Origin of the sequence: Burkholderia cepacia, from assembly GCF_001039005.1 — a bacterium.
Lineage (GTDB): Bacteria > Pseudomonadota > Gammaproteobacteria > Burkholderiales > Burkholderiaceae > Burkholderia > Burkholderia theae.
The window spans coordinates 1-22,436 of the sequence record NZ_LDWR01000050.1 but is presented as its reverse complement, the minus strand read 5'-3'; the positions used below and the strand labels follow the sequence as shown (position 1 = coordinate 22,436).

General features: G+C 68.9%; 19 protein-coding genes and 1 pseudogene. 3 read left to right on the top strand and 17 right to left on the bottom strand.

Annotated features, from left to right (window positions below):
* Nucleotides 1-75: 75 nt before the first annotated feature.
* The 7 genes from VL15_RS27720 to argH all read right to left on the bottom strand — a co-directional run bounded on the left by VL15_RS27720 (nt 76) and on the right by argH (nt 7,302).
* Complete coding sequence (locus VL15_RS27720; protein WP_048249872.1) at nt 76-1,470, bottom strand: MmgE/PrpD family protein; 1,395 nt, start codon at nt 1,468-1,470, stop codon at nt 76-78.
* Entirely contained in the window at nt 1,467-2,375 is a 909-nt protein-coding gene (locus tag VL15_RS27715) for a polysaccharide deacetylase family protein (protein ID WP_048249871.1), read from the bottom strand. Before VL15_RS27715 ends, VL15_RS27720 begins: the two co-directional genes overlap by 4 nt.
* Entirely contained in the window at nt 2,372-3,244 is an 873-nt protein-coding gene (locus tag VL15_RS27710) for a polysaccharide deacetylase family protein (protein ID WP_048249870.1), read from the bottom strand. Before VL15_RS27710 ends, VL15_RS27715 begins: the two co-directional genes overlap by 4 nt.
* A gap of 7 nt (nt 3,245-3,251) precedes the next feature.
* On the bottom strand, nt 3,252-4,085 hold the full coding sequence (locus VL15_RS27705) for an ABC transporter substrate-binding protein (protein WP_048249868.1): 834 nt from the start codon (nt 4,083-4,085) through the stop codon (nt 3,252-3,254).
* A 96-nt stretch (nt 4,086-4,181) separates the two neighbouring features.
* The gene (locus VL15_RS27700) at nt 4,182-4,985 is read right to left on the bottom strand and encodes an amino acid ABC transporter ATP-binding protein (RefSeq protein ID WP_048249866.1); all 804 of its coding nucleotides are present in this window, start codon (nt 4,983-4,985) and stop codon (nt 4,182-4,184) included.
* Entirely contained in the window at nt 4,982-5,875 is an 894-nt protein-coding gene (locus VL15_RS27695; protein ID WP_048250044.1) for an amino acid ABC transporter permease, read from the bottom strand. The genes VL15_RS27700 and VL15_RS27695 overlap by 4 nt, the downstream gene beginning before the upstream one ends.
* A complete protein-coding gene (argH, locus tag VL15_RS27690; protein WP_048249865.1) occupies nt 5,869-7,302 on the bottom strand; it encodes an argininosuccinate lyase in 1,434 nt (477 codons plus the stop codon). Before argH ends, VL15_RS27695 begins: the two co-directional genes overlap by 7 nt.
* Nucleotides 7,303-7,428: 126 nt before the next feature.
* On the opposite strand from argH, the gene VL15_RS27685 reads away from it, so the two are divergent.
* Nucleotides 7,429-8,307, top strand: a complete 879-nt coding sequence (locus VL15_RS27685; RefSeq protein WP_048249863.1) for a LysR substrate-binding domain-containing protein — start codon at nt 7,429-7,431, stop codon at nt 8,305-8,307.
* A gap of 35 nt (nt 8,308-8,342) precedes the next feature.
* Here the strand turns inward: VL15_RS27685 and VL15_RS27680 are convergent, their stop codons facing one another.
* Nucleotides 8,343-8,972 (bottom strand): GNAT family N-acetyltransferase, encoded by a 630-nt coding sequence (locus VL15_RS27680; RefSeq protein WP_230684531.1) that lies wholly within the window; start codon nt 8,970-8,972, stop codon nt 8,343-8,345.
* 161 nt (nt 8,973-9,133) lie between these two features.
* Complete coding sequence (locus VL15_RS27675; RefSeq protein WP_048249859.1) at nt 9,134-10,372, bottom strand: SfnB family sulfur acquisition oxidoreductase; 1,239 nt, start codon at nt 10,370-10,372, stop codon at nt 9,134-9,136.
* 292 nt (nt 10,373-10,664) lie between these two features.
* On the opposite strand from VL15_RS27675, the gene VL15_RS27670 reads away from it, so the two are divergent.
* Both VL15_RS27670 and VL15_RS27665 read left to right on the top strand, forming a co-directional pair.
* The gene (locus tag VL15_RS27670; RefSeq protein ID WP_048249858.1) at nt 10,665-11,924 is read left to right on the top strand and encodes an acyl-CoA dehydrogenase family protein; all 1,260 of its coding nucleotides are present in this window, start codon (nt 10,665-10,667) and stop codon (nt 11,922-11,924) included.
* Nucleotides 11,921-13,321 carry an LLM class flavin-dependent oxidoreductase gene (locus VL15_RS27665; protein WP_048249857.1) on the top strand — a complete coding sequence of 467 codons (1,401 nt, stop codon included), beginning with the start codon at nt 11,921-11,923 and terminating at the stop codon, nt 13,319-13,321. The genes VL15_RS27670 and VL15_RS27665 overlap by 4 nt, the downstream gene beginning before the upstream one ends.
* 117 nt (nt 13,322-13,438) lie before the next feature.
* Here VL15_RS27665 and VL15_RS27660 read toward each other — a convergent pair whose 3' ends face one another.
* From VL15_RS27660 to VL15_RS43265, 8 genes and pseudogenes are all read right to left on the bottom strand, one after another.
* Complete coding sequence (locus VL15_RS27660; protein WP_048249856.1) at nt 13,439-14,866, bottom strand: MFS transporter; 1,428 nt, start codon at nt 14,864-14,866, stop codon at nt 13,439-13,441.
* A 157-nt stretch (nt 14,867-15,023) separates the two neighbouring features.
* Nucleotides 15,024-15,554 carry an OsmC family protein gene (locus VL15_RS27655; protein ID WP_048249855.1) on the bottom strand — a complete coding sequence of 177 codons (531 nt, stop codon included), beginning with the start codon at nt 15,552-15,554 and terminating at the stop codon, nt 15,024-15,026.
* A 76-nt stretch (nt 15,555-15,630) separates the two neighbouring features.
* Nucleotides 15,631-16,707, bottom strand: coding sequence for a substrate-binding domain-containing protein (locus tag VL15_RS27650; RefSeq protein WP_048249854.1), 1,077 nt, complete (start codon nt 16,705-16,707; stop codon nt 15,631-15,633).
* Between the two features lie 234 nt (nt 16,708-16,941).
* Nucleotides 16,942-18,000 (bottom strand): ABC transporter permease, encoded by a 1,059-nt coding sequence (locus VL15_RS27645; protein WP_048249853.1) that lies wholly within the window; start codon nt 17,998-18,000, stop codon nt 16,942-16,944.
* Between the two features lie 13 nt (nt 18,001-18,013).
* Nucleotides 18,014-19,522, bottom strand: a complete 1,509-nt coding sequence (locus VL15_RS27640) for a sugar ABC transporter ATP-binding protein (protein ID WP_048249852.1) — start codon at nt 19,520-19,522, stop codon at nt 18,014-18,016.
* A 16-nt stretch (nt 19,523-19,538) separates the two neighbouring features.
* Entirely contained in the window at nt 19,539-20,846 is a 1,308-nt protein-coding gene (locus VL15_RS27635) for an NtaA/DmoA family FMN-dependent monooxygenase (RefSeq protein WP_048249851.1), read from the bottom strand.
* A 269-nt stretch (nt 20,847-21,115) separates the two neighbouring features.
* Nucleotides 21,116-22,156, bottom strand: a complete 1,041-nt coding sequence (locus VL15_RS27630) for an LLM class flavin-dependent oxidoreductase (protein ID WP_048249850.1) — start codon at nt 22,154-22,156, stop codon at nt 21,116-21,118.
* A pseudogene (locus VL15_RS43265) lies at nt 22,153-22,436 on the bottom strand (hypothetical protein); the annotation flags it as partial. The gene VL15_RS27630 and the pseudogene VL15_RS43265, both read right to left, overlap by 4 nt.

Here is a 22,436-nt window from a genome sequence, read left to right as displayed (position 1 = left end):
ACGGGGAGTGATCACATTTAGTTTAACTTTGGACGACCCGAGCGCCGCGAGCCAATGCTGACACGGCCTTCCGCTTCAAACAATCGCGTCGACAGCCTCCGCATCACCCGCCAGCCAGTCATTCATCACGCGCGCGTCCGCCAGCCGGTCCAGCGACAGGCACGCGTCGCTCAGCGCATCGGCACGCGCGCCGTCGAGCGCCATCCCCGCCAGCGCGCGATATTTCGCCAGCAGCGCCGCGTCCGACAGCGGATTGCGAGGATCGCCGAGCGCGATCGGCACATGGCACGATTCCCGTCCGCCATCCGGGCGATGCAGGATCACCGTCGGCTCGTCGAGATCGCCGAGCGCCGGATCGACGTCGACCGCGATGCGCGCGAGCAGCGCGGTCACGCGCGGATCGTTGCGCCGGTCCGCGCGATACACGCCGATCCCCGTGTCGCCGAATGCAAGCGCCGCCGCCACCGCGTATGGCAGGCTCATCTGCGCGGACGACAGCGTCGACAGGTCGCGACCGCCGCACATGCGGGCAACGAACCCGCTCGCGCGCGCGACCACCCGTTCGATCTCGCCTGCCGTGAACATGCGGCCGTCCGCGAGCCGCAGCGCCGCGTCGACGGCCGCATGCGCGCTGCGGCACGATGCATGCGGCTTGATCGAGCAGCGCATCAGCTTCCAGCGCTCACCGAGGCCGTCGGTCAATGCGTCAGGCGCATGCGATTGCGCGGCGAAGGTGTTGAAAAAACCGCCCCACACGTCGTCGAACACGTGCGCGGGGCCACTCACGCCTTCGCGCGCGAGCAGCGCCGCGAGCACGCCGCCCTCCGCCGCCCGCCCGGCGTGCAGCCGCTTCGTCTGCGATCCGTCGTGGATGAAACCCCACAGGCCGCCCGCGAAACTCGCCGCATGGCCGAGCGCGTCGCGCGTGCGCGCGGCGTCGAGCCCGAGCACGCGCGCGCTCGCGGCCGCCGCACCGAACACGCCGCAACTGAGCGTCGAGTGCCAGCCCGCGCCGTTATGCACCGAATAGCCGCCCGCTGCCTCGAGCACGCGCCGGCCGACGTCGTAACCGAGCACGATCGCCGCCACGCATTCGCGGCCCGTCACCGGGCGTCCCGCGCACGACAACGCGGCGAGCACGGCCGGCAGCACCACCGCGCCGGAATGATCGCAGCCGCCGGAATCGTCGAGTTCGAGCGCGTGCGCGGCAATCCCGTTGACGAACGCCGCATCGCGCGCACCTGCGGCGCGGCGCGTACCCCACAGCGATGCGCCGCCCTGCGCGACGGCGCCGGTCAGCGCACGGGCGCTACGCGTCTCGACCGCCGACGCGCCCGCCAGCGCGGCACCGAACGTATCGAGTACATGACGCTTGGCCTTCGCGACGACGTCGTCCGGCAATGCATCGGCGGACGTCTGCGCGACGAATGCCGCAAGCCGCGTTGCGCGCGTTTCCGTCTCCGTCGTCATCGCGCCGACTCCTCTGCCACGCAACGCGCGAACACGTCGACCGGATGTCCCGGCGCATTGACGGGTGCCTGTGCACGCCACCAGCGCGCGATGTCGCGCCCCGTCGCGAACCATGCGTCGCCGGCGTCACGCAAATGCGCGAGCAATGCGTGCAGCAAATCGATCCGCCCTGCCGTGCCGATGATCTCGGGATGCAGGCGCAGCACGCAGCACAGCCCGAAGCGCCGAAACCCGTCGACGTCGCGCCGCCAGTTGTCGAGCACGTCGCGGTATGCCGCGATGCGCGGTTGCCCGGCCGGCACAGGCGGCGACAGGTTGAACTCGAAGTACGGCGCGTCTTCGAGTTCGTAGTGCAGCGGCAGCTCGACGAGCCGCGCACCGTCCGCGCCGCCGTCGCCGCGTGGATGAATATAGGGCAGATCGTCGCCGCGCCACGATGACGACCACGTGAAGCCTTCCGCGACCAGGCAATCCGCGAAACCGTCGGCCCAGTTGCCGGTGAACGAGCGGAAGCCTTCCACGTCGCGTCCGATCGTGTCGGCGAGCGCCGCCCGCCCGGCGCGGCACGCATCGACCTGCGCGGCGAGCGGCAACGCGTCGAAGTCTTCGCAGCGATAGCCGCTCACGCCGAGCTCGTGGCCGGCCGCGGCGATCGCGCGCACCGCTTCCGCATGCGTTTCGGCGACGATGCCCGGGACGAACCAGCTCGCCGGGACGCCGAACGCGTCGAATGCCGCGAGCAGCCGGTCGACGCCGCGCGTCGCGCCGTAACGCCAGACCGACAGCGATTTCTCGCGGCCGACGATGCGCGGCTCGCGGGTCTGGATACCGTGAATGTCGTTGAAGTCGACCGTGATCGCGACCGCGCATCGCGCGCCGCCCGGCCATGAGGGAAGTGTCGTCACAGGCCGCTCCGTTGCGTGGGTTGCGTGTCTCGTGCGTGCTGCGCAAGCCACCAGTCGGCCACTTCGCGGCAGCGCGCGAACCATACGCCGTCCTGCGCGCGCATGTGGCCGAGCCACGCCTCGAGCAGCGCGATGCGGCCGGGCTTGCCGCAGACCTTAGGATGCAGCAGCGTCGTCAGGCACAGCCCGTCCCGCACCACGCCGTCGAATTCGCGTGTCCAGTTGTCGAGCGTCGCGTCGTAACCCGCGATCCGGTCGAGCCCGGCCGGGTAATCGGGGTTGCGGTGATACGCAAGCGACGCGTAGTCGTCGGTCTCCCAGCGGCCGGGTATCTCGACGAGCGGCGGCCCGCCGTCCTCGCCGTGCAGCAGGTACGGCCGGTCGTCGCCGCGCATCGAGCTCGAATAGCGCACGCCGGCTTCGCGCAGCACGGCCACCGTCGCCGCGCTCCAGTCGCCGGACGGCGTGCGGAAGCCGACCGGCCGCACGCCGAGCGTACGTGCGAGGATCTCGGCCGACTGCGCCATGATCTCGCGCTGCCGCTCGGGCTCGAGCGTCCAGAACGCTTCGTGCCGATAGCCGTGGTAGCCGATCTCGTGGCCGCGCTCGACGATCGCCGCGCATTGCCCGGGCCACGTCCGCGCGACCCACGCAGGCACGAAGAACGTCGCCGGCAGATCGAACGCCGCGAGCATGTCGAGCAACCGGCCGAGCGCGCGCCACGGCCCGTAGCTGCCGAGCGTGAAATACGCGGGGTTGCGCCAGATCGACCCGTTCAGCATCGCGTCGCCGGTCGGGCCGTCGAGATCGAACGCGAGCGCGACGCACGCGCGCTTCGCGTCCGGCCAGCGGGGAGCCAGGTCCGTCATCGCGCGCTCAGTGCGTGCCGTTGATCATCGCCTTCGCCACCGCGTGTTCCTGCAGCCCCCACTTCGCGAGCAGCTTGTGGTACGAGCCGTCCGCGATCATCTGGTTGAGCGCCGTGGTCAGCGCGCTGCTCAACGCGGTGTTGCTCTTCGCGACGCCGATACCCGTGTATTGCGACAGGAACGGCTTGCCGACCGGCGCGTATGCGTTCTGCTCGAGGCTGTTCTGGTAGGGCAGCGTCTCGCCGCCCTGCACGGCTGCGTCGATGCGGTTCTGGCGCAACTGCATGCGCGCGTCTGACGAACCGTCGGTGCCGACCACGACGATTGCCGGCTTGCCGGCCTTCACGCAATTCTCCGCGCTCCACGCGGTCGTGTTGTCCGGGAACGACGTGCGCCGGCTCGACCCGACGCGCTTGCCGCACAGCGCGCTCATCTGCGCGAACTCGCCGGCGCGCGTCTTCAGCGTGTAGAACTGCGGCCCCGTCTCGATGTAGTCGACGAACGTCACCGCGTCGCGGCGCGTCGGCAGGTCGGTCATGCCGGACAGGATCATGTCGACGCGTTGCGTCGCGACCGCGCTCATCATCTGGTCGAAGCTCGTCTCGACCCAGTTCGCTTTCGCGCCCATCTTCGCGGCGAGCGCTTCGCCGAGATCGACGTCGAAGCCCGCGAGCTTGTCGGTCGCCGGGTCCTTGTATTCGAACGGCGGATAGTTCGGCACGATCGCGACGTTCAGCGTGCGCTTCGCGCTCGCGGCCTGGGCGACTGCGAAGGAAGCATGAAGCGCGAACGCGCCGAATGCGACGGCGGCCAGCGTGCGGGTCAGGACGGATGCTTTCATGGGTGTCGCCTTGTCATGGTGATGTAATGGGATGCTGCGCCGGTCTCGTTGTCGGCTCGATCGATCGGGCGCGGTGGTACGGGGCGCCCGGCCCGTTCATGCAATCACGGCCGAGATGAAATCGCGCGTGCGCGCGTGCGTCGGTGCGGACAGCACCTGGTCGGGCGGCCCGCTCTCGACGATCCGGCCGCCGTCCATGAACACGACGCGATCGGCCACCTCGCGCGCGAATCCGAGCTCATGCGTGACGACGATCATCGTCATGCCGCTCTTCGCGAGATCGCGCATCACGGCCAGCACTTCGCCGACGAGCTCCGGATCGAGCGCCGACGTCGGCTCGTCGAACAGGATCAACTGCGGATGCATCGCGAGCGCCCGCGCGATCGCGACGCGCTGCTGCTGGCCGCCCGACAGCTCGACCGGAAACGCATCGCATTTGTGCGCGAGCCCGACGCGCGCGAGCAGCGCACGCGCTTCCTCCTCCGCTTGCGCGCGGCGGCGCTTGAGCACCTGCACGGGGCCCTCGATCACGTTCTCGAGCGCGGTCTTGTGCGGGAACAGGTTGAAGCGCTGGAACACCATGCTCGTCGCCAGCCGCTGGCGCGCGACCTGGCGCTCCGACAGCTCGTGGAGCCGGTTGCCGGTGCGCCGGTAGCCGGCCAGTTCGCCGTTGACCCACAGCGCGCCCGCGCTGATCGTCTCGAGCTGGTTGATGCAGCGCAGGAACGTGCTCTTGCCCGAGCCCGACGGCCCGATGATGCACAGCACTTCGCCCTGCGCGACGTCGAGCGTGATGCCGTGCAGCGCCTGGAAATCGCCGTACGACTTGCGCACGTCGACTGCGCGAACGACCGCGTTCGTCATGACGTTCTCCCGATGGTTGAGGGTCGTGCCGTTCATGCGCGCCCCGCCGCGCGACCCGCGCCGCGCGCGAAGCGCCGTTCGACGCGCGCCTGCGCGAGCGACAGCACGGTGACGACAGCGAGATACCAGATGCCCGCGACGATCAGCAACTCGATCACGCGGGCGTTCGCGTAGTAGATGTTCTGCGCGTTGTGCAGCATCTCCGCGTACTGCACGACGCTCGCGAGCGACGTCAGCTTGACCATGCCGATCAGCTCGTTGCCGATCGGCGGCACGATCACGCGCATCGCCTGCGGCAGGATGATCCGGCGCAGCGCCTGCAGGCGCGGCATGCCGATCGATTTCGCGGCCTCGTACTGGCCGGTGTCGACCGACAGCAGCCCCGCGCGCACGACTTCCGACGTATACGCACCCTGGTTGATGCCGAGCCCGAGCACAGCCGCGAGGAACGGCGTCATCACGTCGACGGTCCGGAACTCGGCGATACCCGGGATGCCGAGCGTCGGAAACACCAGTGCGAGGTTGAACCACAGCAGCAGTTGCAGGATCACCGGCGTACCGCGGAACAGCCAGATGTAGCCCTGCGCGATCGCACCGAGCACCGGGTTCGACGACAGCCGCATCACCGCGGTGACGACGCCGAGCACGACCCCGAGCGTCATCGCGAGGACGGTCATCACGATCGTGTTGCCGAGCCCCGTCAGGATCGAGCGCGCGGTCAGGAACTGGCCGACGACGCGCCACTCGATCTGTCCGCGCGCGAACGCGGCGACCACGTAGGCGAGCGCGGCAATGATCGCGATCGACGCGACATAACGACCCCAGTAGCGCCGGCGCACGCGCACGAGGCCAACGGTGTCGTCTGCCGCGGCGTCGGCCGGCCCTGGTGCGCCGTCGAGACGGCGCGAATCGGATGCGCTCAGCATGACGGCCCCCGGTAGTCGGCCGCCCATGCGGCCTGGCGTTCGATCGCGTGACTCAGGCGGCCGATCTGCTCGCGCACGCGCGCGGGCGACGTGCCGCCCGCACCGCCGCGCGCGGCGACGGCCGCGTCGAGCGTCAGATGCGCGCGCACCGCCGGCGCAAGGCGCGGGTCGACGGCCTGCAACTGTTCCGCGCTCGCGTCCGCGAGCTCGATGCCGTCGCGTTCGCATGCACGCACGAGCGCGCCGGTGATTTCATGCGCTTCGCTGAACGGCACGCCCGTCAGCGCAAGCCAGTCCGCAACCTCGGTCGCGAGCGTGAAGCCGAGCGGTGCCTGGCGACGCATCTCGTCGACGTTCACGCGCATCGTGCGGATCATCCCCGCCATCGCCGGCAGCACGAGTTCGAGCGTGTCGATCGAATCGAACGCGGCGATCTTGTCTTCCGCGAGATCGCGGTTGTACGCGAGCGGCAGCGACTTCAGCGTCGCGAGCAGGCCCGTCAGGTTGCCGATCAGGCGCCCCGCCTTGCCGCGCGTCAGTTCCGCGATATCCGGGTTCTTCTTCTGCGGCATGATCGAACTGCCCGTCGCATAACCGTCGTCGAGTTCCACCCAGCGGAATTGTCGCGACGTCCACAGGATCACTTCTTCCGACAGGCGGGACAGGTTCACGGCCAGCATGCTCGCGACGAACGTGAATTCGGCGACGTGATCGCGTGCGGCCACGGCGTCGATCGAGTTCTCGCACGGCGCGTCGTAACCGAGCTCCTGCGCGGACAGGTCAGGCCGCACGCAGATCGCCGAGCCCGCCAGCGCGGCTGCGCCGAGCGGCGAACGCGCGGTGCGGCGGTCCCAGTCGACCAGACGGTCGGCGTCGCGATACAGCGACTGCGCATGCGCGAGCAACTGATGGCCGAACACGATCGGCTGCGCGGGCTGCAGATGGGTGAAGCCGGCGGTCACCGTATCGACGTGCAGGCTCGCCTGGCCGATCAGCGCTTCCTGCAGGTCGAGCACGCCGCGCACGAGCCGGCGCGCCTTGTCGCGCAGGTACAGGCGCAGGTCGTTCGCCGCCTGGTCGTTGCGCGAGCGTCCGGCACGCAGCTTGCCGCCGAGCGCCGGCAGCCGCTGCGTGAGCACGCGCTCGAGGAACGTATGCACGTCCTCGTCGGCGAGCGACGGCGCGATCGCACCGGCCGCATAGTCGCGCGCCATGCCGTCCATCGCGGCCAGCAACTGCGCGAGTTCGTCGTCGTTCACGATGCCGGCGCGGTTCAACTCGCGTGCGTGTGCGCGGGAGCCCGCCAGGTCGTACGGCACGAGTCGGTAGAAACTCGGATCGGAGCGGGACAGGTTCTGCAGCGCGTCGGACGGTTGCGACTGGAAGCGGCCGCCCCACAGGCGTTCGATCGGTTCGGTAAGGCTCATTGCGGTCGACCTCGACTCGGTTGGATTGCCCCCACTGTAGGCATTCAATTTTTTTTGTTGTAGCGAGAAATTGACTCCGCTTAAATGGAATTTTTCTCAGCACCGTCGCCTCCGACGCACCCACCGATGCGCAACCGCCTGCCCCCGCTGAACCCGCTTCGCGCATTCGAAGCCGCCGCCCGGCGTGGCACCGTGTCGGCGGCGGCCGACGAACTCCACGTGACCGCGAGCGCGGTCAGCCACCAGATCCGCATTCTCGAAAGCACGCTCGGCGTCGCGCTATTCGTCCGATCAAAGGCGCGCGTGAAGCTCACGCCCGAAGGCGAGGCGCTGCTGGAGCCGGTCGGCGCCGCGTTCGACATGATCGCGAACGCCACCGTCAGGCTCGATTCGCCGGTCGCCGTCGGCGATCTCGTCGTGTCGACGCCGCTGTCGCTGACATCGCGCTGGCTCGCCCGGCACATCGGCGATTTTCTCGAGCGTTATCCGGGCATTCATCTGAAGGTGATTCCGTCGAACGACGATCGCGAGATCTATTCGTCGGACGTCGACGTCTGCATCCGCTATGGGGAAGGCAACTGGCGCAACCGGCGCGTCGAGCTACTCGAGCATCCGGCGCTGTTCCCGGTCGTGAGCCCGGCGTTGATGAACGGGCCCGATGCGATCCGCAAGGTGCAGGATCTCGCGGGACGCACGCTGTTCTGCGAGCATGCGGGCTCGTGGATGCGCTGGCTGGCGGAAGCGAACGCCGACAAGCTGCCGGGCATCCGCATCCTCGAAATCGGCAACGCGCACATCGGCGTCGAAGCCGCGGTGCACGGGCAAGGCGTCGCGCTCGGCGACAGCCTGTCGGTGCGCGACGACCTGATCGACGGCACGCTCGTGCGGCCGTTCAGCGCAACGGTGCCGTCACGCCATGCGTACTATCTCGTCACGCGTCACGAGCTGACCGAGACGCCGCTCGTGACCGCGTTCACGTCGTGGCTGCGTGCCTGCCTCGCGTGATGTACGTCGTCGGGCGGGATCAGGCGGGGTTGAGGTCAGCCGATGAGATTCGTCAGGTCGTCCCACACCATGACGATGTTCTGCGATCGCCAGATCGGCCCCGCATCGATGTACTCGCCTGCAAGCCGGCCATTCAGCGCCTCGTAGAAGGCGATCGCAGACGCGTTTCCCTTGACGACACTCAACGCGGCGCCCTGATACCGCAACTTTCCCAAATGCGTCGCGAGCTGTGCAAGCAGCGTGCGGCCGATGCCGCGACGCTTGAATTCAGGATCGACATACAGGAACTTGATCTCGCCCCGGCCGCCGAAGATCGGTTCCGACGGCGCGCCGGCCGCGCCGATTCCGACGATCCTGCCGTCGGACTCAGCAATGAGCACCAGCTGGTTGCCGTCGTTCGACGCCAGCTTTTCCTTCCATGTCCTGCCGCGATAGTCCTCGTCGAGGACGGCGTGCGCTTGCGCGGGTGCGAGATCCCGATAGGTATGCCGCCAGACCTTCACGTGAAAATCGGCGATCGCCTGCGCGTCGTCCAGGTTGGCGGACCTGATGGATATTCCGGTCATGGGGGAGACTCTCTCGGGCGGGCCTTGCACGCGCGGGCGCGGTGCACACGCCGGATTGTCGGCGATCCGGCCAGCGATGTCGAATGACCCGCGGGCCAACGCCGGCCCGTCCGGCGAGCGGGATCGACCGGTACAAACACGAGCAGCCGAACGATTTTCTTGCGGCGACGAACCCGCCGCCGGTCGGGCGCTCGCTTCGATGAAGGACCACCGTCTACGGTGCGACACGCCCGTCGGTCAGCATCCGGATCGCGAGCGACTCAATTCCACGCATGGCGCGCCGGACGCACGCCGTTCAGGTAGTAGTTACCGACCAGGTGATATTTCCAGCGCACCGGATCGTGCAGCGTATGCGTGCGCGCGTTGCGCCAGTGCCGGTCGAGGTTGTGCTCGGCGAGCGTCGATTGCGTGCCGGCCAGCTCGAACAGCTTTTCGCCCGCGAGCAGTGCGATCTCGGTCGTCAGCACCTTCGCTTCGCCGACCGCGACGGATGCGCGCGCAACATCGTCCTCGGTCACCGTGCCGCGCGCGCCGATCTCGTCGAGCGTGCGCGCCGCCCGTTCGAGCAGCGCTTGCGCCGCGTGAAGCTGGACGTGCAGACGGCCGATCTCGCGAAGGATCAGCGGATCGTCGGCCGCCCGCTCGACGCCGCTGTCGACCCACGGCCGCGTGCGGGTACGCACGAACGCCAGCGTATCGTCGATGGCCGCCTCGGCAATGCCGGCATCGATTGCCGCCTGGATGATCTGCGACAGCGGGCCGTTGAGCGTCGGCTCGTCCGACACGCGCTGCGCGGGCAACACGTGCGATGCGGGCACGCGCACGCCGTCGAGCACCACCGTGCCGCTCGCGGTCGTGCGCTGGCCGAACCCCGACCAGTCGTCGATCACGGTCAGCCCCGGCGTCGGTTGCGGCACGTAGGCAAGCCACGCCTGCCGCGCGTCGTCGAGGCCGAGCACCGGTACGTAATGCGCGAACAGCGCGCCCGTCGAGTAGAACTTCGTGCCGTCGACGACATAGTCGCCGCCGTCGCGGCGCACGCACGTCTTCAGATCGAGCACGTGCTTCGTGCCCTTCTCCGAGAAGCCGTTGCCGAACCGCTTGCCGCTCAGCACTTCCGCGAAGAAATGGCGCTTCTGCGCGTCGGTGCCGGTCAGCGCGATCACGTCGACCAGCCCGAAATGATTCTGCGGCAGCTGCCCGAGCGACGCATCGGCGGCCGCGACGATCCTGATCACCTCGACGAGCGTCACATGCGATACACCCGCGCCGCCGTATGCCTTCGGCACCGTGATCGCCCAGAGCCCCGACTGCGAAAACCATTCGATCTCGTCGCGCGGCAACCGGCGCTCCCGATCCCGCTCGGCCGCGCCCTCCGCGAGCCGCTGCGCAAGCGCATGCGCGGCGGCGATCGCCTGCGCGTCGTCGGCGATCACCCGGGCCACCTGCGGTTTCGCATCGGCCGGCCGCGCCTGAATCGTGGTGCTCGTCTCTGACATCGAACTCTCCTGTCGAATGGCGAAAGCGTTCAATCTAGCAGCGCGTCGCGGGCCGGCAAACCGAGCGATTCTCGTAACGATATTCCTTCGGATGACAAATGACATCGCGATTCCCGCCTGGCGACAGCGCGCTTCGGCGTCGCAATCGATGCCCGGGCGCCGATGCGTCCCCGGCCTGCTCGCGTAATGCCGATCGACGATAACGATCTGCGAATCGGTTATTGGAACGCCCGCGCCGCGCTTCCTATACTGGCCTGCCCGGCAAACGGCCCCGCCCTTCGAGGAAAACCGCATGACTTCGTCGCACGCAGACCCCGACCTTTCCACCGGCACCGACTACGACGCACTCGCGAGCCGGTTCCGGCCGATATTCGACCGCATCGCCGCAGGCACCGCCGAACGCGAACGCCGCCGCGAACTGCCGCACGAAGCGATCAGCTGGCTGAAGGCAGCCGGCTTCGGCGCGGTACGGCTGCCGGTACGGGACGGCGGCGCCGGCGCATCGCTGCCGCAGCTGTTCCGGTTGCTGATCGAGCTCGCCGCCGCCGATTCCAATCTGCCGCAGGCGCTGCGCGGGCACTTCGCGTTCGTCGAGGACTGGCTGAACGCACCGTCCGGCCCGCAACGCACGATCTGGTTCGACCGCTTCGCAAGCGGCCAGCTCGTCGGCAACGCATGGTCGGAAGCCGGCGACGTGCCGCTCGGCCAGACCGTCACGAAGGTGTCGGAGCAAGACGGCCGCCTTGTGCTGAACGGGCGGAAGTTCTACAGCACCGGCAGCCTGTTCGCCGACTGGATCGACGTGTTCGCGCAGCGCGCGTACGACGGCAGCGACGTGATCGTCGCCGTCGCGACCGCGCAACCCGGCGTGATCCGCAAGGACGACTGGGACGGCTTCGGCCAGACAACCACCGGTAGCGGCACGACGCGCTTCGAGAATGCGGCGATCGACGCCGACAACGTGATCGATTTCTCACGCCGCTTCAAGTACCAGACCGCGTTCTACCAACTGTTCCACGTCGCGACGCTGGCCGGCATCGGCCACGCGATCGTGCGCGACGCGGGCGAACTCGTGCGCACGCGCACCCGCGTGTACAGCCACGGCAACGCGTCGCGTGCGGGCGACGACGCGCAGCTGCAGCAGGTGATCGGCGAGATCGCGTCGTGGGCCTATGCGGCCGACGCGCTCGCGCTGCGCGCTGCACAGCCGCTGCAGCTGGCCTACGCAGCGCGCTTCGGCGGCGACGAACAGGCCGAGCACGACGCGAACGTCACGGCCGAGATCGAATCCGCGCAGAGCCAGCTCGTCGTGTCCGAACTCGTGCTGCGCGCCGCGACGCGCCTGTTCGATGCGCTCGGCGCGTCCGCCACGCGCAGCACGACCGCGCTCGACCGGCATTGGCGTAACGCGCGTACCGTGTCGTCGCACAATCCGCTGGTCTACAAGGCCCGGATCGTCGGCGACTGGATCATCAACGGCCGCACGCCGCCGTTCGTCTGGCGTGTCGGCAGCGGCGCACCCGCGAGCACGGAACCGGGAGTCGCGCAATGAGCAAGGCCATCCGCTTCAACGCGTTCGAGATGAACTGCGTCGGCCACCAGTCGCCCGGCCTGTGGGCGCACCCGCGCGACCGTTCGTGGCAGTACAAGGATCTCGACTACTGGACCGACCTCGCCCGCGTGCTCGAGCGCGGAATCTTCGACGCGATCTTCATCGCGGACGTGATCGGCTATTACGACGTCTACCAGGGCAGCAACTACCACGCGCTGCACCAGGCCGCGCAGATCCCGGTCAACGATCCGCTGCAGCTCGCCGCGCCGATCGCGATGGCGACCGAGCATCTCGGCATCGGCATCACCGCGTCGACGACGTTCGAGCACCCGTACACGTTCGCGCGCCGGCTGTCGACCGCCGACCATCACACCAAGGGCCGGCTCGCCTGGAACATCGTCACGTCCTACCTGGAAAGCGGCGCGAAGAACGTCGGCGATCACGGTTTGCGCACGCACGACGATCGTTATGCGGTCGCGGCCGAATACGTCGAGGTACTGTACAAGCTGTTCGAAGGCAGCTGGGAAGACGGCGCGGTGGTGCGCGATCGTGACGGCCGCGTGTTCACGCATCCCGGGAAGGTGCACGAGATCGGTCACAAGGGCCGCTTCTTCGACGTCCCCGGCTACCATCTGTGCGAACCCTCGCCGCAGCGCACGCCGGTGCTGTTCCAGGCCGGCGCGTCCGGCCCCGGCAAGACGTTCGCCGCGCAGCACGCGGAATGCGTGTTCGTCGCCGCGCCGTCCCGCGAGCAGCTCGCGCGCTACGTGGCCGACGTGCGCGCGCAGGCCGCCGCCGCGGGACGCGATCCGCGCAAGGTGCTGATCTACAACCTCGTCACGGTGATCGTCGACGAAACCGACGAGAAGGCGCAGGCCAAGTTCGACGAGTACCGCCGCTATGTGTCGTACGACGGCTCGCTGGTGTTCATGTCCGGCTGGACCGGCATCGACTTCGGCGAGTACGCGCCGACCGATCCCGTCAGGCGCGTCGAAACGAACGCGATCGTTTCGGCGGTCGAGCACCTGTCGGGCGGCGACACCGCATGGACGATCGAGGCGCTGGCGGCATGGGGCGGCATCGGCGGACTGGGCCCGGTGTTCGTCGGGTCGGCGGCGACCGTGGCGGACATCCTGCAGGAATGGGTTGCCGAGACCGACGTGGACGGTTTCAATCTCGCGTACGCGGTGGCCCACGAAACGTTCGAAGACGTCGTGCGCCACCTCGTTCCCGAACTGCAGCGCCGCGGCGTCTATCCGACGCAGTATGCGCCGGGCACGCTGCGCGAGAAGCTGTTCGGCGGCGCGGCGCGCTTGCCGGACGAACATCCGGCCGCACGGTTTCGCGATATCGAGCAGGTCAAGCGCGATGTCGAGCGGGAGGCGGTCAGCGCGTAGCGAGATGTCGAGGCCGGCCTGCCCTTGGCGGGTCGACCGGCTTCAGCACAAACGGCTTCGTGCGGTTCGACGAAGCCGTTTGCGTTTTCCAGCGGGCATTGACGCCCCCGCGCGCGTTCACGCACCGTCCTCGTCGTCGACGTCGCGCGCCGTCGGCTCGTAACGCACGATCAACAGGAACACGATCGGCGTGGCCGCGCTGATCGCGACGACCCAGAACATGTCCGTGCCGAGACGGGCCTGCAGGATCGGCAGCACGAACAGCGCAAGCGCCTGGCCGATGCCGCACAGCGAACGCCCGAACCCGACGCCGGTGCCGCGGATCGCCGCCGGATAGGACAAGGCGGGGTAGATCATCATCTGCGCGCCCGGTCCGAAACCCTCGGCGAACAGCCAGGTGCCGAGCATCAGCAGCACGACGCCGATCGCGAGCGCGCCGTGCGGATGCCCCGCCAGCGCAAGCGCGACGAGCGCGACGAACTGCAGCGCGAAACCCGCGATCGCCACATGACGCGACGGATATCGATACGCGAGGCGCATGCCCAGCAAGCCGCCGGTCAACGCGAACAGGACGTTCAGCGCGAGCGACGCCGCGATCGTCTCGAACACGCCCGCGCCGAGAAACTGCGACAGGATCGACGGCAGGAAGAACGCAATCGCCGTGTATTCGAACGGGATGCACAGGTTCATCACGCTGGCGACGATCGTGCGCCCGAGATACGGACGCTGGAACAGCATGCTTATCCGCACGGGCGGCTGGCCCGGTTCACGCGGCGCATCCTCCGCTTCGTGCGCGTGAATGCCGTACGACTCGCGAAGGATGCGCGCGGCATTGGCGAGGTCGCCCTGGTTCGCCGCCCACAGCGGCGATTCGTTCATGAAGCGATTCCGGAACAGGATGATGACGAGCGCGGGCACGGCACCGAAGATCAGCGACGCACGCCACAGCCATCCCGCATGCTCGGCCGGCAGCAGGAAATACAGGCCGAAGATCAGCAGGAAGCAGACCGACGACGCCACGTACCACATCGGGCACCACGCGGCGAGCCGCGACGCCTTGTTGCCGCGGCCGTCGAACCGGGAGAATTCCGCGAGAAACGCCATCGCGACGGGCAGATCGATGCCGACCCCGAGCCCCATCACGAAGCGCGCGCCGATCAGCACCCACACGTTCGGTGCAAGCCCGGCCGCGATCGCCGCGATCACGAAAAACAGCATGTCGGCCATGAACACCTGGTAACGGCCGATCCTGTCGGTCAGCCATCCGCCGATCAGGCTGCCGAAGATCGTGCCGATCATGATCGCCGAACCGACCAGCCCGGTCAGTGCGGGCGTCAGGCCGAATTCACGCGCTACGTCGTCGATGCCGTAGGACAACGTCGTCAGGTCATACGCATCGAGAAACACGCCGCCCAGCGCCAGCAACACGATCATCCGCGCATGGCTGACGGAACTGTCCGTCGTATTGATCAGGCGCGCCACGTCGCTTGCGGAGCGGATGGGCGCCGATACCGGCGTAACCGCGTTCAGATCGATCGAACTCATCGGATTCCTTCGTTGTGCAGAATGCCAGGCGATATCCAGGGAGCCCGGAACGCGGCACGCGCATCGGCCATCGTCACCGCGCAGCGCGGATGGTCAACCCCCGGCATGCGCTGTCGCCGCGTTCCGGCACATCTTGCGGAGCGTGTGCCCCGGCACGTCACACACGGGTGTGTCGCAGTTCGCCGTCGATGGTCTGCGGCAACCTCAGCAGGTTGAAGATCGGGCAGACCGCTTCGACCGCCTGATGCAGCGCGCGAATCGCGTCGGGCGGCTCGGGCGACACGATATCGAGCGTATAGCGCAGGTTGTGCGGAAACACCGGCACATGCTCGAAACCCGGCTGCTGCGCAAGCGGGTGCTGATCGCCGGTCACCTCCACCTCGATCGCATCGATCTTCAGGCCGCGCTCGGCGGCCTGGATCAGCGTGATGTGCGTGAGGCAGCTGCCCAGCACACCGAGCTGCAACTCCGGCGACGCGGGCCCGAGGTTGTAGCCCGCGAAATCGGGCGGACTGTCGCTGATCACCTGGAAGTCGCGAATGCGGATCTCGCGCACACCGCTGCGGCCGAGCGCACGCACGGTCGCCCTCAGCGGCGTCGCCTTGAAATCGGGATCGTTGCGCGCCGCTTCCTGCTTCGCGCGCCAGGCGGCGCGTTTTTGGGCGAGATAGTCGTTCAGGGTCGTCATGGCCGGGTCGTCGGGTCGTCAGTCTGTCGGTTGTGCTTCGTACGGGGCGGCGTCTGCCGCCCGCTGTCGGCGGCGCTCAGTCCGCCTTCGGAATCCATGCGGCGCTCGCCGCGTCGCTCGCGCGGAACGCCGGGAATTTCGCGCCGAGTTCGGCCACGGTCCGGATATCGTTTTTCACGAGATCGTCGCGCGTGATCAGCGTCGGCTTGACGACGATGCGCGCGCCCGGGTCCTGGCCGGCGACGAGCAGCGCGGCGGCCCGCACCGACACGGCGCCGACCACCGCGGGATTGGTCGCGGCCGTCGCGACCCACGCGCTGTTCGGCGCGCGAATGGCCTCGATGTCGGAGGTCGAGATATCCGCGCTGTAGATGCGGATCCTCGACGACAGCTTCGCTTCGTCCGCGGCGAGCTTCGCGCCGCGCGCGAACTCGTCGTAAGGCGCGAACACGACGCGGATGTCGGGATTCGCGCGATAAACCGCCGCCGCCTGATTCGCGACCGATTGCGCGATCGGATTGTCGACGGTGCCCCAGCGCGCCTTTTCCTGCACCTTCGGGTGCGCGCGCTTGAAGTCGCGCCATGCGGCATCGCGCCGGTCGAGCGGCGCAAAGCCGGCGACATACACATAACCGGCCGCGAATGCGTCGCCGTTGTCCTTGACCGCCTGGCCGAGCAACAGGTTGGCCAGGTCACGATCGCTCTGCTCGATTTGCGGCACCTTCGGATTGCCGAGATCGACGTCGAATGCGACGACCTTGATCCCCTTGTCCAGCGCGCGCTGGACGACGTCCTTCAACGATTCGGGCAACCCGTGATTGACGATGATCGCGGACACGCCGACGCTGATCGCCTGCTGGATCTGCTCGCGCTGCTCGGCCGCATCCTGCCGGCCCTCGTAGATGCGCAGATCGACGCCGAGCGCCTTCGCCTGCTTCTGCGCGCCGGCCTCGTAGGCCTGGAAGAAGTCGCCGGTCGACAGATAGTTGACGAGCGCGATCTTCACGCCGCCCTTGTCGAACGGCGCGGGCGCGCCGGTGAGTGGGCCGGCGTGCGCCGCGGGTGCGAGCGCGGCCGATGCAGCGGCGAAAAACAGCGTGAGCGCGCCGACCGTCCGGTCGATGCGTGACTTGCGGCGAAGCGACGATCGCATGGTCTGCCTGTCTCCGTGGGGGACGATATCCGCACAATCTATCAGCGCGACCGGCACGCTCAAACCGAGCGATTCTGAAATGGATATTCCTTCGGATATCCAACCGATTGCAGCGGCGGCGCTTCGATGCGGGAACCCGCAATCGGGCGCACGCGTGATAACCGTCGCGGGAATCGATGGTCCGGAACGACGCCCCGGATTGACTGCAGACGCCGCGCCGTGCGCCCTGCCCCTTCACCCACGCGCGTCGGCACGGCGGCCGATGCCGAACGTGAACGCCAGCGCGAGCACCAGCAACACGCCCTTGATGAAGTCCTGCATGTAGTACGGCGCGTTCAGCATCGTGAGCCCGTTGAGCAGCACGCCCACGAATACCGCGCCCACAACCGTGCCGAACACGTTCGGCCGCTTGGCGCCCCACACCGCGTAACCCACCAGCGCGGCGGCCACCGCGTCGAGCAGCAGCGAGTGCCCGGCGCTCACGTCGCCGCGTCCGACCCGCGCGGCGATCAGCACGCCGCCCAGCGACGCGATCGTGCCCGACACGACATACGCGGCGACCCGGTAACGCGCGGCCGGCGCGCCGGCGAGTCGCGCGGCCGTTTCGTTGCCGCCGATCGCGTAAATCACGCGGCCCCAGCGCGTCGCTTCCATCGCGACGCAGGCCAGTACCGTCACCGCCGCGAGCAGCAGCACCGGCAACGGCACGACGTCGAACACGCGCAAGCGCCCGAGCGCGAGAAACGCGGCGGGGAACACGCCCGTTGCGTCCGTGCCGTCGGGCAGCACCGAACCGGTCGCGAGCGACCGGCCGCCGGTCGGGATCAGTTGCAGGCCCGCCAGCAGGAACAGCGTGCCGAGCGTCGCGAGCTGGTCGGGCACGCGCAGCCGCGTAATCAGCAAGCCGTTCAACAGCCCGGCGGCCACGCCGAGCGCGATGCAGGCGGCCACCGCCGCAAGCGTGCCGCCGTGCCAGACGACCAGCACGTAGCTCGCGGCCATCTGCGCGGACGCGGCCACGCTGCCCACCGACAGGTCGAAACCGCCGGCCGCGAGCGTGATCGTCACGCCGATGCCGAGCAGCGCGACGATCGACACCGCCTGAAGAATGCTGAACAGGTTGTCGAGGTTCAGGAACGCCGGCTCCCTGAGCGCGAACACGACGACGAGCACGGCCAGCACGAGCAGGATGCCCGTGCGTTCGAGCGCCGCGCGAATGCGGGCGGGCGCCGGGCGGCGTGCCGGTTGGCCAGGCAACGCATCGTGCGGCAGGGCAGAAGAAACAGGTTTCATGGGGCACGGTCACTCAGGAGGAAGACGAAAACGGACGGTCGAGCGTGGCGCGATCGAACCGCACGATGCGATCCGCGATGTCGGCCGCCTCTTCGAGATCGCTGACGAACACGAGCGTCGCGCGCTCGTGCGCGTGGCGCCGCAGCGTATCGACGATATCGGCGCGCGCGCCGGCATCGATGCCCTGAAACGGCTCGTCGAGCAACAGCAGCGTTGCGCGCTCCGCGTGCCAGCGCGCGAGCACGACTTTCTGCTGGTTGCCGCCGGACAGGCGCACGAGCCGATCGTCCGGGCCCGTGCAGCGGATGCCGAAGGCAGCGATCGCGGCCGCGGCGGCCGCGCGTTCACGGGCCGGCCGCACCGCGCCGCCCGCAAACCAGCGCGACAGGAACGGAAAGCTGATCGTGCCGGCGATCGACGCGAACGGCACGCTGTCGGGAAACAGCGATGCGCGCCAGCGATCCTCGCCGGCCAGGAACACGCCGGCGCGAATGGCGTCGGCCGGCGAGCGCGGCCGCCACGGCCGGCCGTCGAGCGTCATCTCGCCGGCGGCCGGGCGCGCGGCGCCGAAGATCGCGCTGGCCAGGCGCGACTTGCCGCCGCCGACCGGGCCTGCGATCGCGACGATCTCGCCGCGCCGGACGTCGAGGTCGAACGGGACGCTGGTCGGCATGAGCTTGAAGTTCCGCAGGCCGAGGCCGGCTTCGGGCGACGACGCGGCGCGGCCCGCGTCCGCCGCGCGCGCTTTCGGCAACGGCCGCCCGATCATCGTTTCCACCGCGGCATCGAAATCGACCGGCGCGGCCAGGTCGGCGACGATCCGGCCATCGCGGACGATCGCGACGCGATCGGCGATGCGGCGCAAGTCGCCGAGCCGGTGCGACACCAGCAGGATCGCGACACCGTCGTCGCGCAACGCGTCCAGCAGCGCGAAGAGCCGCTCCGCTTCCGGCGCGGACAGGCTCGCGGTCGGCTCGTCGAGAATCAGCAGGCCGGGCTGCCCGGCGAGCGCGCGCGCCAGGGTCACGCGCTGCTGGTCGGCCAACGACAGCGACGCAAGCGGCGCCGACAGGTCGGCGTCGAGCCCGACGCGCCCGGCGAGCGGTTGCGCCGCGGCGCGCCGCGCGGCCGGCGGCACGCGCCACGGCGAGGCCGGATCGCACAGCCGGTCGAGCAACAGGTTGTCGGCGATCGACAGCGTCGGCACGACCGCGTCGGCGACCGACTGGTGCACGGTGGCGACGCCGAGCCGCTTCGCCGCGTGCGGCGAAGCCGGCCGATAGGGTCCGCCGCGCAGCGTCAGCGTGCCGCCGTCGGGCCGGATCACACCGCTCAGGATCTTCACGAAGGTCGATTTGCCCGCGCCGTTCGCGCCCATCAGCGCGACGACTTCACCGGCGGCGATCGACAGGTCGAGCGACGCCAGCGCGACAGTTGCGTCGAACCGTTTCGCGATGCCGGCGGCGCTCAGGACGGGCTGCGACGGCGCTCGATGTGCTCGATGTACGCGTACTGCGCTCATGATTGCGTCCGCCCGTTCACACCGGCGCGAACTCGCGCTGCCACGCGGGCAGTTCGAGATTCGCGCGGAAATCGCCGCCGACGTAATCGGTATCGAGCAGATCGCGCCGGCGCAACTCGGGCAGCAACCCGTTCAGCAGCAGATCTTCCTGGTCCGGCTGGCCGAGCCCGTGCAGCGACAGCACGTCGACGAGCCCCGCCCGATAGCGCGTTTCGATCGCATCGGCGAGTTGCTCCGGCGTGCCGGCGGCGAACCAGTGACCGGTCTCCTGCGCGCGGATGATCAGCTCGCGCAGCGTCAACCGCTGCCGCGCGTAGCTGACGAAAATCGCCACGCGGCCGCGCCGGCGATGCACGCTGTCGATCGTCGGCAGCAGCGCTTCCGGCAGCGGCTGGTCGAGCGGCAGGCCGCGCAGGTCGACGCCGCCGCCGAGCATGTCGGCGAGTTTCAGCCGGCCTTGTTCGTCATCGATGCGTTCGTGCTTCTCGTGCAGCCGCCGCGCGACGTCGGCGTCGGATTCGCCGATCACCGCGTGAAACGAGTTCATCACGAACGGCAAGCGGTCGCCGCGACCGAACGCGGTGGCCTGCCGGTGCAGGTCGGCGACGAACGCGCGCGCATCGTCGAGCGTCGGCTGCGACGTGTAGACGACTTCCGCGTAACGCGCGCCGAGCGCCACGCCGCTGGCCGACTGCCCGGCCTGGAACAGCACGGGCCGCCGTTGCGGCGACGGCGGCACGTTCAGCGGCCCCTGCACCTGGAAGTACGCGCCGCGGTAGTCGATCGCCCCGAGCTTGAGCGGGTCGATCGAGATGCCGCCGGCCGGCGTGCGCCGCGTCGCGACCGGATCGTTCGCGTCGAACAGCGCGTTGACGACCTCGACGAATTCGCTCGCACGCGCGTAGCGTTGTTCCGGGTCGGGCAACGCGGCGTTGCCGAAGTTTTCCTCGCCGACCGACGACGTGACCGCGTTCCATGCGGCGCGCCCGCCGCTCACGTGATCGAGCGTGCCGATCAGCCGCGCGAGGTTGTACGGGTGGTGATACGTCGTCGACACCGTCGCGACGAGCCCGATAGCCGACGTCGCCTGGCTCAGCGCCGCCAGCGCGACGATCGGCTCCTGGCTGCCGGTGGCGCCGGCGAGGCCGGCCGGATCGGCCTGCAGCAGGTCGGCCGTGAAGAGGCCGGTGATCTTCTCGGCTTCCGCCTTGCGTGCGAGCGACGCCGCGCGTCGCATGCCCTGGGCCGAGTCCGGATCGCCGGGCGCGTACAGCACGCTCGCCGCGCCGACGAGCGTTTTCAGGCGTCTGCGTCCGCGGCTCATGACGCCACTCCGGCCAACCCATCGTCGCTTGCGGCGCGTGCCGCGCCTCGTCCGCTTCTGTCGTTCATCCGCGTTCCTCGTGATTCGGTTCGACCGGAGGACGCATGCCGGCATCGCGCAACCGACGGCGCTCGCGTCGGGTCGTCCGGCATGGCCTGCAGGCACGCGCCGCATGGCGCGCATGCCAGTGACCATAACGCAGTCCCCCTGGTCGGCCGGAACGAATATTTTCGGCTTTCCATATTCTTCTCCGTGCTCCCGGGCCCCGGCTACGCCGCGGTCCTGTTCGTCTGTCCGCCGAGACGCGGCGCGACATGCAGCACGAAATCGGTGAGGATCTGCTCGTACTCGTCGGGCGCGAAATCGTACGGCAACTCCAGGCGTAACTCGCCGATCTGCCGTACGACCGGATCCGCGAGCAGGCGCTCGGTGATTTCCGCGGCGCTGCCGACCAGGTCTTGCGCATACAGCGTGCGACGCGGGCCTTGCGGGCCGCGCGTGCGCTCGACGCGTTGCGTGGCGAACGCGCGATAACGCCGGCGGCTGACCTGATCCGCGCTGTCGATCGGCACGATCACGCGCCCGAGCGCGATGCGCGGTGGATGCGCGCCGCGCCAGTTCGCACGAAACGCGTCGAGGTGGCTGCGCTGCGTGTCGAAGAAGTCGTCCGTGCGCTCGCCGACGTTCAGATTGCCGATCAGCAGGTTGAAGCCGTTGCGACCGGCCCATTCGGCCGAGCGCAGCGAGCCGCCGCCATACCAGAGCCGCTGTGTCAGTCCCGGCGCGTACGGCATCACGCGCGGCCGTTCGCGCCCGGCCGGCGATTCGACGAAACACTGTTCGTCGCCGAGCAGCTCTCCCGTCAGGTTCGCGCGCAGCCGTGCGACGCGTGTGTGCGAAAAGTCGATCTGCTCCGGCGCGCCATCGAACAACCGGTCGCCGAGCAGTGCGCCATGCGGCGGCGCGCCCGCGCTGAGCCCGACGTTCAGGCGGCCGCGCGAGAGGATGTCGACGGTCGCCAGATCCTCGGCCAGCCGGAACGGATTCTCGTAACCCATCTGGATCACGGCCGCGCCCAGCCCGATCCGGGTCGTGTGCTGGCTCGCCGCCGCGAGAAACGTCGCCGCCGACGACACGGCCCGCTCGAGATGGCGTTGACGTACCCATGCACAGTCGTAGCCGAGCGCCTCGCCGATCCGGAACAGGTCGAGCGTCTGCTCGAGGCCCGGCAACGGATCGTCCGCCGCATAGTTGCCCGGCGTCAGGAAGCTGATCCGCGTGATGCACACGCCTTCGGCCGCTTGTGTCATCGTTGCTGCGGCGACCTGGAGACGGGCGCGGCCTTCCCGGCGCCGGCGTCGCGCAGCACGGCGCACGCCGCCGGATCGGCAAACGCAAGCACCTTCGCGCGCACCGGGAGCCGGCGATGCTCGCTTTCCGGCAGCCATATGAGCGGAGGGAAATCCGTGCGGTTGTCCATGATTCGGGGGCGGGCGGGCGGGTTGACGAGACGGGCGTCCGCCCGGGGATTCGATCTTAGCCACCCGGGACCGCGTGCAAAATATCGATTGCTGCGATGCTTCGCTGCGG